Here is a 13,537-nt window from a genome sequence, read left to right as displayed (position 1 = left end):
TATCCCGCCCCATAAACTGAAGCCATGACCACTGGCCGACACAGCGCAGCTGTTCTTGACCCCTCACTGGACGACTACGAACTGGCGGCGGCGCTGGTGCGTGAAGCCGGGCAGCTGGCGCTCCTCATGCGCATGGCCGGCCTGCAGTCGGAACAAAAAACCTCCGTCTCGGACGTGGTGACCGCAGCGGACCACGCCGCCGAGGCCTACGTGCTGGAACAATTGCAGCGCTGCCGGCCGGAGGACGGCATCCTGGGGGAGGAAGGCGCCTCCGTCCAGGGAACCAGCGGCCGCACCTGGGTGATCGACCCCGTGGACGGCACCTACAACTTCCTGCACGGCTCCACCTACTGGTGCTCCGCCATCGCCCTCAAGGACCGGGACGACGCAGTGCTGGGCGCCATCTTCCAGCCGGAGGAGGACAAGCTGTGGCTGGGCGGCCATGACCGGCCCGCCACGCTGAACGGCGACCTCCTCACCGTTTTCAGCGACGACGGCGGCAAACGCAACGCCACCAGTGTCGCCGAACTTGGAGCGGCCACCTACATCCACCCCACCTGGCTGATGGACCCGATGTGCGCCATGCCCTGGCACGCCGCCGCCACCTCCGCGGCGTCCCTCCGCATGCTGGGCTCCGGGTCCTGCGACCTGGGCCGCGTTGCGGACGGACAGCTGGGATGCTGGTTCCAGCACAGCTGCCCCGAATGGGACTGGCTGCCCGGCAAGGCGATCGTCCGTGCCGCCGGCGGCGCCGTGGACACGGTCCGGGTCAACGGCCTGGAGTGGTTCCTGGCAGGAGGAACGACGGCGGTGCATCAGTTGCGTGCGGCGCTCCAGTCAGGCTCGGTGGCCTGAGGCGCTTTGCTCAGGCGGTTGCCGGCCCAGGGGAGTAATCCACAGGCTGGAAGGCGTTGTCGGTCCCACCGCCTAGACTTGTATGCACCATGGATATGTTGTTTGACCCGTACTCTGACGGACCGTTCAAGGCCGCTCCCGCCGCCGCCGCCCGCACCAGGACGGGGCCGGAGGGCGTTGCCACCACGGCCGGACCCGGCGGAATGCCGGGCAACGGCGGCCTGCAGCACCGGAACAATGCGGACCAGGACAACGGGGGCTGGAACCACGGGGACAGGCACGACGCCGGACGCCACCACAGCCGCCGCCCGGACGCCGCCCAGCTGCTGGAGGGACTGAACCCGCAGCAGGAGGAAGCGGTCAAGCACGCCGGGTCAGCGCTGCTGATCGTCGCCGGTGCAGGTTCCGGCAAGACCCGCGTGCTCAGCAACAGGATCGCCTACCTGATCGCCACCGGCCGTGCCCACCACGGCGAAATCCTGGCCATCACCTTCACCAACAAGGCGGCTGCGGAAATGCGGGAGCGCATCGAGGCCCTGGTGGGCGGGCGCGCCAAGATCATGTGGATCTCCACGTTCCACTCGTCCTGCGTGCGGATCCTGCGGCAGGAAGCGGCCAACGTCGGCCTGAAATCAAACTTCTCCATCTACGACTCCGCCGATTCCCTGCGGCTGGTCACGCAGGTGTCCAAGGCCCTGGACCTGGACCCCAAGAAGTTTGCCCCCAAGGCCATCCAGCACAAGATCTCGGCGTTGAAGAACGAACTCATTGACGCGGATTCCTTTGCCTCGGCGGCCAACTACAACGACCCCTTTGAACACGCGGTGGCGGACGTCTACAAGGGCTACACCCAGCGCCTCCGGCAGGCCAACGCCATGGACTTCGACGACCTCATCGCCGAAACCGTCTACATGTTCCGCGCCTTCCCCGCCCTCGCCGAGTCCTACCGCCGCCGGTTCCGGCACGTCCTGGTGGACGAATACCAGGACACCAACCACGCCCAGTACGCCCTGGTGCGGGAAATCGTGGGGGAGGGACCGGGCTCGTCGGAACTCACCGTGGTGGGTGACTCCGACCAGTCCATCTACGCCTTCCGCGGAGCGGACATCCGGAACATCGTGGAGTTCGAAAAGGACTACCCGGAAGCCCGCACCATCAAGCTGGAGCAGAACTACCGCTCCACCCAAAACATCCTGAGCGCCGCCAACTCAGTCATCTCGCGGAACCCCAACCGGCCGGAAAAACGGCTGTGGACCGCCGAGGGCGAAGGCCACAAGATCATCGGCTACGTCGGCGAAAACGAACACGACGAAGCGCAGTTCATCGCCAAGGAAATCGACCGGCTCCAGGACGAAGACAACCTGCGGCCGGGCGATGTGGCCATCTTCTACCGGACCAACGCCCAGTCCCGCTCCATCGAAGACGTCCTGGTTCGCGTGGGCCTGCCGTACAAGGTGGTGGGCGGCACCCGCTTCTACGAGCGGAAGGAAATCAAGGACGCCTTGGCGTACCTGCGCGTCCTGGTGAACCCGGATGACGACGTCAACCTCCGCCGGGTGCTGAATGAGCCCAAGCGAGGCATCGGCGACCGTGCCGAAGGCGCCGTCGCAGCCCTGGCCCAGCGCGAGCGGACGTCGTTCATGGAAGCCGCCCGCCGCGCCGACCAGGCGCCCGGCATGGTCACCCGGTCCGTCAACGCCGTCCTGGGCTTCGTGAAAATGCTGGACGACCTCGCCGAGGTAGCCTCCGGATCCGGAGCCGCCGCCGCACTGGAAGCCGTCCTGGAACAGACCGGCTACCTTGCCGCACTGCGCTCCAGCACGGACCCGCAGGACGAATCCCGCGTGGAGAACCTGGCCGAACTCGTGGCCGTGGTGCGCGAGTACGAGCAGGAGAACCCGGAGGGCAGCCTCGGCGCGTTCCTGGAACAGGTGTCCCTGGTGGCTGATGCCGACCAGATCCCGGATGCCCCCGGCGCGGATATTGACGCCGCCGTGGCAGAGGCCAAACGGCTGGGCGTGGTGACCCTCATGACCCTGCACACGGCCAAGGGCCTGGAATTCCCCGTGGTATTCCTTACCGGCATGGAGCACGGACTCTTCCCGCACCAGCGCTCCGCCACCGATCCCAAGGAACTGGCCGAGGAACGGCGCCTGGCCTATGTGGGGCTGACCCGTGCCCGCAAGCGGCTGTACGTAACCCGGTCCGAGGTACGCAGCATGTGGGGCCAGAGCCAGTACAACCCCGCCAGCCAGTTCCTGGAGGAAATCCCGGCCGAGCTCCTGGAATGGAAACGGGAAGGAACCAGCAGGCAGGCCGGCGGTTGGGGCGGCGGCTCCATCGGATCGGGCCGCTACAGCGGCTCCTTCTGGGGCGCCGGCACCGCCCGCGGCGCGGCCGCGGACTCCTCCGCCGGGTTCAACGCCGACGTTCCGGCGTTCATCGCCAAGAACCGGGTGCAGCCGCAGAAGGAAATCATCGCCGTCAGCGTGGGGGACAAGGTCAATCACACCAGCTTCGGCAATGGAACCGTCCTGGCGCTTGAAGGGGCGGGGGACAAGACCGTAGCCAAGGTGAAGTTCGATGTTGGGGAGAAGCGCCTGCTCCTGCGGTACGCGCCGCTGACCAAGCTGGACGCCTAAGCCGGCCGGCGGCGGGCATAATGGAGCCCATGCGACGCACTGTATGGGGGATGCTCGCCGCCCTTTTCCTCGCCACCGCCGTGACCGCTACGGGGTGCAGCGTGACCACCGAGGACCCCTCCTATATTCCGCCGGCGCCGCTGCCTCCCATGGAGCAGCTGGAAAAGGTGCCCCTGGCCGATCCAAAGAACTTCTCCAGTGGAGGGGACGTCCTGTCCTTCATCACCGCGGACCGGACCATTTCCTGCTCACTGACGTCCGCGCGCGGGGAACATGTGAACCTGCCGTACGAACAAAACGGCTACAGCGATGCTGCCAACAACAAGCTGCCCATTGTCCCGGTGGCCCACTGCGGGCTTGCCACCTATCAGCCTCCCCAACCCGGCGACGTCAAGGATGACTGTGCCGGCACCCACCTTGGTTACCTGGGCGGCGTGGCACTGCTGGCGCCGGACACTGCACGCTACGGGGAATGCCGCTCCGGCGTCACTCCGATGGAGGCGGCCTACGGGCCCGGGGGGACCAAGGCCGGTCCGCTGACTCAGCTGACTGTGCTGGCGGACGGGCAGAACCTCGAACGCAACGGCTTGCGCTGTTCGGCCTACAACGGCGGCGTGGCATGTGGAAATGTCTCCGCCGGCGTCGGATTCTTCATTTCCCCCGAACGTTACGAACTGGTCCCGGCCCCCGCCATAAGCAGCGCATCCCCGCAGGCAGAAGGCCCAAAAACCCCGTAAATCCGCGGTTTTTCTACGCTCCATAGAATAGTGTGCTTACTCACATAAGAGGTAGTCTGGGACGGCCCGGTCCCTCCAAAGGACTAGAGTTCCCCATGGAGCATCACGCCGCGTGGCTCGTTTCCAAACAGGCCGCCGGTGCGTGCAATCCGCAGCCCGGTCATCGTCCTATTCGATGGTGTCCGACTGTATAGAAACTACTTCGACGTAGAAGGACACTAAACCGTGGACCTGTTTGAATACCAGGCGCGCGATATGTTCGAGGCGCACGGTGTACCCGTGCTTGCCGGCATCGTGGCGTACACCCCAGAAGAAGCAAAGGCAGCTGCCGAGAAGATCGGCGGCGTAACCGTTGTCAAGGCACAGGTCAAGGCAGGCGGCCGCGGCAAGGCCGGCGGCGTGAAGGTGGCAAAGTCCGCCGACGAGGCGTTTGAGCATGCCACCAACATCCTGGGCATGGACATCAAGGGCCACACCGTCAACAAGGTGATGATCGCCCAGGGTGCCGACATCGCGGAGGAGTACTACTTCTCCGTTCTGCTGGACCGGGCCAACCGCAACTACCTGGCCATGTGCTCGGTTGAGGGCGGCATGGAAATCGAACAGCTCGCCGTCGAACGCCCCGAAGCGCTGGCAAAGATCGCCATCGACCCCGCCGTGGGCATCGACCAGGCCAAGGCTGACGAAATCGTCGCAGCCGCCGGCTTCGCCGAGGAACTCCGCGGCCAGGTGGCAGGTGTCATCCTGAAGCTCTGGGACGTCTTCAAGAAGGAAGACGCCACCCTGGTGGAGGTCAACCCGCTGGTCAAGACCGGCAACGGTGACATCCTGGCCCTCGACGGCAAGGTTTCCCTCGACGAGAACGCCGACTTCCGGCACCCGAAGCACGCGCAGCTCGAGGACAAGGACGCTGCAGACCCGCTTGAGGCCAAGGCAAAGGCGCAGGACCTCAACTACGTCAAGCTCGACGGCGAAGTAGGCATCATCGGCAATGGCGCCGGCCTGGTCATGTCCACGCTCGACGTCGTCGCCTACGCCGGTGAAAACCACGGCAACGTCAAGCCCGCCAACTTCCTGGACATCGGCGGCGGAGCCTCCGCAGAGGTCATGGCCGCAGGCCTGGACGTCATCCTGGGCGACGAGCAGGTCAAGTCCGTCTTCGTCAACGTCTTCGGCGGCATCACCGCCTGCGACGCCGTCGCCAAGGGCATCGTCGGTGCACTCGCCGAACTCGGCCACTCCGCGAACAAGCCGCTGGTAGTCCGCCTCGACGGCAACAACGTCGAGGAAGGCCGCCGCATCCTCACCGAGGCCAACCACCCGCTGGTTACCCTGGCCGCCACCATGGACGAGGGCGCCGACAAGGCCGCCGAGCTCGCCAACGCAGCGAAGTAAAGGGACGCACCATGTCTATTTATCTGAACAAGGACTCCAAGGTCATCGTCCAGGGCATCACCGGCGGCGAAGGCACCAAGCACACCGCCCTGATGCTCAAGGCCGGCACCAACATTGTTGGCGGCGTCAACGCCCGCAAGGCCGGCACCACGGTCCTGCACGGCGACAAGGAAATCAACGTCTACGGCACCGTCAAGGAAGCCATGGCGGAAACCGGCGCCGATGTCTCCATCGTCTTCGTGCCGCCGGCATTCACCAAGAACGCCGTGGTTGAAGCCATCGAGGCCGGCATCGGCCTGGTCGTAGTCATCACCGAGGGCGTTCCCGTCCAGGACTCCGCCGAATTCTGGGCCCTGGCCCAGTCCAAGGTGGACGCCAACGGCAACCAGGTCACCCGCATTATCGGGCCGAACTGCCCCGGCATCATCACCCCCGGTGAAGCGCTGGTTGGCATCACGCCGGCCAACATCACCGGAAAGGGCCCCATCGGCCTGGTCTCCAAGTCGGGCACCCTGACCTACCAGATGATGTACGAACTGCGCGACCTGGGCTTCTCCACCGCCATCGGCATCGGCGGCGACCCCATCATCGGCACCACCCACATTGACGCCCTGGCCGCGTTCGAGGCTGACCCCGAGACCAAGGCCATCGTCATGATCGGTGAAATCGGCGGTGACGCCGAAGAGCGCGCCGCCGACTTCATCAAGGCCAACGTCACCAAGCCGGTTGTTGGCTACGTGGCAGGCTTCACGGCTCCCGAAGGCAAGACCATGGGCCACGCCGGTGCCATCGTCTCCGGCTCCGCCGGTACCGCACAGGCCAAGAAGGAAGCCCTCGAGGCCGCCGGCGTCAAGGTCGGCAAGACGCCGTCCGAGACCGCCAAGCTGCTCCGCGAGGTCTACGCAGCCCTCTAGCAGTACTGCACAACGCGGGGCCACTCCCGGCCCGGTCCGCTCAACGGACCGGAAAGGGGTGGCCCCGCGTTTGCTGTTTAACGAACTTCCTTGTTTAACGAATGACGGCGGCCGGGCAACGGGTGCCCCGGTGCGTCGAGTAATGTTGAGGAAGGAAAATCAGGGGCGCCCAGGGTGCGCAGGCAGGGGAAAGACGGATGGCAGAGAAGCGACCCACCCTGGTCGACGCCGTCGTGGACAAGGTCCTTGAGCACATCCTCAGTGGCGAGATCAAGGCCGACGACGCCCTGCCGCCGGAGGCTGACATCGCCAAGGAGTCCGGCGTCAGCAGGCTGACGGCCCGCGAAGCCATGAAAGTGCTGAAGGCGCAGGACGTCGTGTACGTAAAGCGCGGCCTGGGCACCTTCGTCAACCCGCCCGAGCGCTGGACGGGACTGGACGCCATTATGCGCTCAGCCTCCCGGGGAGTGGCCTCGGACCAGGTGGCGCTTCGTTTGCTTGAAGTCCGCCGCATGGTGGAGACCGGCGCGGCGGAACTCGCTGCCTCCCGCCACCGGCCGGCTGACCTCGCCGCACTGCAGGACAGCGTGGAGCAGATGGAAGCGGCGCATCATTCCGGCGACGTGGATGCGCTGACCGTGGCCGACATCGCCTTCCACGACACCGTCCTGCGCGCATCCGGCAACCCGTTCGTGCCGGCCCTGCTTGGCCAGCTGTCCACCCTGCTTTACGCGATGCGGCGCGAAACCTCAGCGTTCCCTGACGTGCAGCGCCACGCCATCCACCATCACAAGATGGTCCTGGCCGCCATTGCCGCCGGGGACCCGGCCACCGCCCGCTCCACCATGGACGCGCACATTACCCAGACCTTCGAGGACTACGAGCGCTACCTCGCCGTGTCCAGCCCCTCCGGAGCAAGTGCCCGCTAGGCCTGTCTGAACCCCTTCCAACTGGGTATTTGCCTGCTATCGGCATGCCGTCCGGTCGCGTCGGCACTCGTGTTTGACGCTCCCGGTCCCTGTGATTAGAATCTCATACAGACATCAGACATCTGATATCAACTTTCCCCCAAAAAATGCCGCCAGCCAAAGGAGTCGTTATGCGCGCGCATTCCCCTTTCGAGGGTTTCCTCACCGCACTGGGAGGCCAGCGATGACCTCCCGCGCCACTGCCCCCGCCCTCAGCGAGCTGGGCGAGACCACCCTCCGCAAGGTCCGCCGGAGGCTTATGCCCCTGATCGTCCTTCTGTACTTCATCGCCTACCTGGACCGGAATAATGTGGGCTTCGCCAAGCTCGGCATGCAGGGGGACATCGGCCTGACCGAAGCCGCCTACGGCCTGGGCGCCGGCATCTTCTTCCTCGGCTATGCGCTGCTGGAGATCCCGTCCAACGGCGGCATGTACCGCTATGGGGCCCGGAAGTGGATCGCCCGCATCCTGATCAGCTGGGGCATTTTTGCCACTGCCATGTTCCTGGTGAACGGTGAAGCCACCTTCTACATCATCCGGTTCCTGCTTGGAGCCGCCGAGGCCGGCTTCTTCCCCGCCATCCTTTTCTACCTGACCCTGTGGTTCCCCGCAGCGCAGCGGGTGACGGTGCTGGGTATCTTCATCCTGGCCCAGCCCATCTCCAACGCCCTCGGCGCACCCGTGTCCGGCATGCTCCTGAACCTGGAAGGCGTGGCAGGCCTGCACGGCTGGCAGTGGCTGTACATCCTTGAAGGCATTCCCGCCATCCTGCTGGGCATCATCACCCCCTTCGTCATGACGGACCGGCCCGAACACGCCAAGTGGCTCAAGCCGGAAGAGCGTGAGTGGCTCTCCACCACGATGGCCGCCGAACTCGCCCACAAGCAGAAGGCCGGCAACCACAACTTCCTTGCCGGCCTGAAGGACCCCCGCACCATCGCCTACTCGGCGCTGTACTTCGGCCTGGTCTGCGGCATCTACGGTCTGGGGCTCTGGCTGCCCACCATCGTCAAGGCGCTGGGCAAGTTCGACTCGACCCAGGTGGGCTTCATCGTCTTCATCCCGTACGCCATCGCAGCGGTGTTCGTCTACTTCTGGAGCAAGCGCTCGGACCGGACCGGCAACCGCGTATGGCATGCCAGCATGAGCATGGTGCTCGCCGCCGTCGGCCTCCTGGGCGCAGGCTTCCTGCTGCCGGTCAACGCCGTGCTGGCCATGGTGTTCCTGACCCTCGCGGCCATGGGCATCTACTCCGCCATAGCACCGTTCCTCGCCATGCCTTCCGCAGCCCTCACCGGTGCTGCTGCCGCTGCCGGGCTTGCCATGGTCAACTCCCTTGGCAACCTGGGTGGCTTCGTAGCGCCCTACATCGTGGGCATCCTCAAGGACGCCACCGGAAACAGCCAGAGCGGGCTGGTCTTCCTGGCCGCCTGCCTCGCCATCACTGCTGCAGCCACCTACCTTTACGCACGCAAACGGCCGGAAGGTGTCTCCGCCCCCGGGGCCACAATTCCTGCCGCCGAAACACACTAGGACACACCAATGACTACACAGCACACCTTTCCCGCAGAACGCACCGCGGTCCTGACCGGGGCTGCATCGGCCCGCGGAATAGGCCGGGCAACCGCAGACCGGCTGGCCAGCGAAGGCTGGTCCATCGCCATCCTGGACATCAATGCCGAGGATGCGAAAGCTGCGGCGGCGGAAATCGGCTCCAGCCGTGCCGTCAAGGCCATCGGCGTGGGCGCCGACGTCTCGGACGAGGCATCGGTGGACCGTGCCATCACGGAGATCGAGCAGGCGCTTCCGCCCATCGTCGGACTGGTCAACCTCGCGGGAATCAGTTCACCCACGCCCTTCATGGAAACCAGCGTGGCGGAATGGGACAAGGTCTTCGCCATCAACATGCGTGGCACGTTCCTTGTTTCCCAGCGCGTCCTTCGGGGCATGATCGAGCGCGAACTCGGGAGGATCGTCAGCATCTCCTCCATCTCGGCCCAGCGCGGCGGCGGCACCTACTCCAAGGTGGCCTACAGTGCGTCGAAAGCCGGCATCCTGGGCTTCACCCGTGCCCTGGCCCGCGAGGTGGGCGGGCACAACATCACCGTGAACGCCATTGCCCCGGGTCCGATCGACACGGACATCATGGGCGGAACGCTGACGGACGAGCGCAAGGCCCAGATGTCCGAGGGGATCATGATGGGCCGGGTGGGAACCCGTGAGGAAGTAGCCGCGCTGATCGCGTTCCTGCTTGGCGAGGATGCCGGTTACATCACCGCCGCCACGTACGACATCAACGGCGGCCTGCAGGTTTCCTGACCCCCGTTTCCTGCTGGTGCCGTGCAGCCGCCCGGCCGCACGGCACCAGCAGGCGTGCCCGGGACCATCACACCCACGCGCTCCCGCGCATCTTCCGGCTATAGGATTTCTACATGGCAACCAAGAACCAGGCCTCCGGCGGCGTGAGCAGGCAGGTCCTCGCCGACCACGTGTATGAAGCGCTTCTTGTTGCCCTGATGGACGGCCGGCTGGAAGCCGGCACCCCGGTCAGCATCGACGGGATGGCCCGGGAACTGGACGTTTCCCCGACACCGGTGCGCGAGGCGCTCGCCCGGCTGGAAGCGACCGGGATGGTGCGCAGGGCCGCCCTGCGCGGCTACCGGGTCGCCCCGCTGTTCTCCCCGGAGGAACTTGCCGATCTCATGGACGCCCGCCTGGTCATCGAACCGGCCAATGCTTTCATGGCCTGCAAACATGCGGACCCGCAACTGACAGGGCAACTGGAGCAGGCCATCGAGGACCTGAAGGCAGCGCCGCGCGGGCCGTCCTTCGCGGAGTTCCGCGCCTACTGGGAAGCCGACGAACGCTTCCACCGGCTTATCGCCGAGTCCGCGGACAACCAGTTCCTGCTGTCTGCCTACAACGCGTTGGGCGGCCAGGTGCAGCGTTTCCGCTTCTTCGGCGGCCTGGGCGTGACGGATGCCGACTATGCCATCTCCGAGCACACCGAAATCCTCAAGGCCTTCGAAGCCGGCGACGCCGAGCTTGCCCGGCAAAAGATGATCGACCACATTGAAGGGGTCAAGCAGCGCTCGCAGCACGACAGCGAAGTGCGCAGCTAGCACGTCCCCAGGCCCCTGCAGGCCCTCCCTGCACAAGCTCCCGCAAGGGAGCAACAAACACCCCCTTGACAGGACCCACGCAAAGCGTAGATCCTATAGGAAATGCGATTCTAAATCTGGAGTGACAATGCCGTACACAGCTGAAAACTGGCCCATCGCCGCTGCCCTGCTGCAGTTCCCGGGAACCAAACCCGACGGAACCTCCGTCCAGGACGCCCCTGCCAGTGACTGGCAGCAGGTCTTCGAAGAAGTGGCAGACGCCGGCTTCACCAACGCCGACCTCACCGACAGCTGGGTGCGCCCCGGCGATCTCTCAAGCGGCCGGCTGGACGAACTGAAGGCGGCCGCTACCGCCGCCGGCCTGGGGCTTCCCTCCATCTCCGCCATCCGCCGCAGCGTGATCGAAGAAGGCAAGTGGGAGGAAAACCTGGCCTACACGCACCGGACCCTCGAGGCCGCCGCCCAGCTCGGTTGCGAGGTGGTCTCGATCGGCCTGCACCAGGCCATCACCCCGGAGCAGCAGAAGCAGCTCTGGTTCTGGACCGTCGAGGGCCACAAGGACCCGGCAGGGGACAAGGAAACCTGGAACAACGCCGTCACCCGCATCCGCGAAGTTGGCAAGCACGCCGCCGAACTGGGGCTCCTGGTCTCGCTGGAGATGTACGAGGACACCTACCTTGGCACCGCAGACTCCTCGGTCCAGCTGGTCCAGGACATCGACCTGCCCAACGTTGGCTTGAATCCGGACCTGGGAAACCTGATCCGCCTGCACCGCCCCATCGAGGACTGGCGCGAGCTGGTCCACAAGACGCTGCCCTACTCCAACTACTGGCACGTCAAGAACTACATCCGTGACGAGGACCAGGCCCGCGACCACTACGTTGCAATGCCGGCGCCCATGGAGTCCGGCCTCATCAGCTACCGCGAGGCCTTCCAGTTCGCCATCTCGGTGGGCTTCCAGGGCATCATCTGCACCGAACACTATGGAGGCGACGGCCTCAGCGTTACGGCCGCCAACCAGGACTACCTGCGCCGGCAGGTCCTCCCGAAGCGGGACAGCTACGCACTGGGCACCAGCCTGGTGGCCCAGGGCCGGCAGACGCCGGCGGCCGTTCCGGCACGCTAGCACCGGCAGGCATCCCAACCGACCCAACGGGTTCAACGAGGAATCATGACAAAAATATTTGACGATCCAGCGCAGTTCGCTGACGACGCCCTCGACGGCTTCGTTGCAGCCAACCGCCAGTACGTGGCCCGGGTGGACGGCGGCGTTGTCCGCTCCACCGAATCACCCGAGGGCCAGGTGGCAGTGGTCATCGGCGGCGGTTCCGGCCACTATCCGGCCTTCGCCGGCCTGGTGGGCGCCGGGCTTGCCGCCGGAAGCGCCTGCGGCAACATGTTTGCTTCCCCCTCCGCCGGGCAGGTGTACCGGGTGGCCAAAGCCTCCCAAACCGGCGGCGGTGTCCTGCTCAGCTACGGCAACTACGCCGGCGACGTGCTCCACTTCGGCCAGGCGCAGGAGAAGCTGAACGCTGAAGGCATCGAAACCCGCACCGTGCTGGTGACCGATGACATCGCCAGTGCGCCCCTCGAAGAAATCGGCAAGCGCCGCGGCATCGCCGGAGACCTTACCGTCTTCAAGGTGGCCGGCGCGGCCGCAGAGGCCGGGCTGGACCTGGACGAGGTGGAGCGGCTCGCCATCAAGGCCAACTACCACACCCGCTCCCTCGGCGTGGCCTTCGCCGGCTGCACACTCCCCGGCGCAAGCGAGCCCCTCTTCACCGTGCCGGAAGGCATGATGTCGGTGGGACTGGGCATCCACGGCGAACCCGGGATCTCCGAACAGCCCCTGCCCAGCGCCAGCGAACTGGCCAAACTGCTGGTTGACGGGCTGTTGAAGGACAAGCCGGACGCCGCAGGCCAACGCGTGGTACCCATCCTCAACGGACTGGGAACGGTCAAGTACGACGAACTCTTCCTGCTGTTCGGAAAGGTCGAAGCCCTGCTCACCGCTGCCGGACTGGACATCGTCGAGCCTGAGTGCGGTGAACTGGTGACCAGCCTGGACATGTCCGGCCTGTCCCTGACGCTGTTTTGGCTGGATGAGGAACTGGAGAAGTTCTGGGCCGCGCCGGCTGATACCCCTGCGTTCCGCAAGGGCAACCTGGCCCCGCGCCGGGCACGTTCGGTGGAGTCCCTGGCTGAGGCTGCCACGGCGCCTGCGCTGGCCGCCACCGCCGCCTCCACTGCCTTGGCCGCCACGGCCGTGGACGCTCTGAAGGAGGCGCGCGCCGTCGTCGTCGAACACGAGGAGGCACTCGGAAAGCTGGATGCCATCGCCGGGGACGGCGACCATGGCATCGGCATGCGGCGCGGCGTGGACGCTGCCGTTGCGGCCGCGGAGAAGTCGCACGCAGGCGGCGCCGGCCTGGAGGAAGTCCTCGCCGCGGCGGGGGAGCAGTGGGCCGAGCGTGCCGGCGGTACCTCCGGCGCCCTCTGGGGCGCTGCCGTCACCGCCGTCGGCAGGACCCTTGGCAGCAAGGACGCCTATACCGCCGCTGACGCAGCGGCGGCCGTCAATGCCCTCCGCGATGCCATCATCACCCTGGGCAAGGCGGAAGCGGGAGACAAGACCATGGTGGACGCGCTCCTTCCGTTCGCTGAGACCTTCACCAAGGCAATTGACGACGGCGGCAGCTTGGCCGGCAGCCTGCGTGCGGCAGCGGAAGCTGCCGCCAAGGCCGCTGACGCGACTGCCGACCTCAGCCCGAAGAAAGGCCGTGCCCGGCCGCTCGCCGAAAAGAGCCTCGGCCACCCGGATCCCGGCGCCGTCTCGTTCGGCCTTATCGCCCGCAGGGTGGCGGACTACGCCGCCACCATCGAAAGCCACTAAGGAGAATCGC

11 protein-coding genes are annotated in these 13,537 nt (G+C 66.0%); all 11 read left to right on the top strand.

What is annotated here, in order from left to right:
* Positions 1–24 precede the first annotated feature (24 nt).
* The 11 genes from QFZ60_RS16340 (at position 25) to dhaL (ending at position 13,527) form a co-directional block, all read left to right on the top strand.
* Entirely contained in the window at positions 25–855 is an 831-nt protein-coding gene (locus tag QFZ60_RS16340) for an inositol monophosphatase family protein (protein ID WP_307091836.1), read from the top strand.
* Positions 856–944: 89 nt separating this feature from the next.
* Complete coding sequence (pcrA, locus tag QFZ60_RS16335; RefSeq protein ID WP_307091834.1) at positions 945–3,497, top strand: DNA helicase PcrA; 2,553 nt, start codon at positions 945–947, stop codon at positions 3,495–3,497.
* A 20-nt stretch (positions 3,498–3,517) separates the two neighbouring features.
* A complete protein-coding gene (locus QFZ60_RS16330; protein ID WP_307091832.1) occupies positions 3,518–4,234 on the top strand; it encodes a hypothetical protein in 717 nt (238 codons plus the stop codon).
* Positions 4,235–4,459: 225 nt separating this feature from the next.
* The gene (gene sucC / locus QFZ60_RS16325; protein ID WP_142120055.1) at positions 4,460–5,629 is read left to right on the top strand and encodes an ADP-forming succinate--CoA ligase subunit beta; all 1,170 of its coding nucleotides are present in this window, start codon (positions 4,460–4,462) and stop codon (positions 5,627–5,629) included.
* Positions 5,630–5,640: 11 nt separating this feature from the next.
* Positions 5,641–6,543, top strand: a complete 903-nt coding sequence (gene sucD / locus QFZ60_RS16320; protein ID WP_056331195.1) for a succinate--CoA ligase subunit alpha — start codon at positions 5,641–5,643, stop codon at positions 6,541–6,543.
* A 197-nt stretch (positions 6,544–6,740) separates the two neighbouring features.
* Positions 6,741–7,472, top strand: a complete 732-nt coding sequence (locus tag QFZ60_RS16315; protein WP_307091830.1) for a FadR/GntR family transcriptional regulator — start codon at positions 6,741–6,743, stop codon at positions 7,470–7,472.
* Between the two features lie 223 nt (positions 7,473–7,695).
* Complete coding sequence (locus QFZ60_RS16310; protein ID WP_307091828.1) at positions 7,696–9,045, top strand: MFS transporter; 1,350 nt, start codon at positions 7,696–7,698, stop codon at positions 9,043–9,045.
* A gap of 9 nt (positions 9,046–9,054) precedes the next feature.
* On the top strand, positions 9,055–9,831 hold the full coding sequence (locus QFZ60_RS16305) for an SDR family NAD(P)-dependent oxidoreductase (protein WP_307091827.1): 777 nt from the start codon (positions 9,055–9,057) through the stop codon (positions 9,829–9,831).
* A 113-nt stretch (positions 9,832–9,944) separates the two neighbouring features.
* The gene (locus QFZ60_RS16300) at positions 9,945–10,634 is read left to right on the top strand and encodes a GntR family transcriptional regulator (protein WP_142120065.1); all 690 of its coding nucleotides are present in this window, start codon (positions 9,945–9,947) and stop codon (positions 10,632–10,634) included.
* Between the two features lie 127 nt (positions 10,635–10,761).
* Positions 10,762–11,760, top strand: a complete 999-nt coding sequence (locus QFZ60_RS16295) for a sugar phosphate isomerase/epimerase (RefSeq protein ID WP_307091823.1) — start codon at positions 10,762–10,764, stop codon at positions 11,758–11,760.
* 45 nt (positions 11,761–11,805) lie between these two features.
* Complete coding sequence (gene dhaL / locus QFZ60_RS16290; protein ID WP_307091821.1) at positions 11,806–13,527, top strand: dihydroxyacetone kinase subunit DhaL; 1,722 nt, start codon at positions 11,806–11,808, stop codon at positions 13,525–13,527.
* The last annotated feature ends 10 nt before the right edge of the window (positions 13,528–13,537 follow it).

Origin of the sequence: Arthrobacter sp. B2I5 (assembly GCF_030816735.1) — a bacterium.
Taxonomy (GTDB): Bacteria; Actinomycetota; Actinomycetes; order Actinomycetales; family Micrococcaceae; genus Arthrobacter.
Note: the sequence above shows the minus strand (reverse complement) of the source record. Positions and strands in the feature narration are given on the sequence as shown.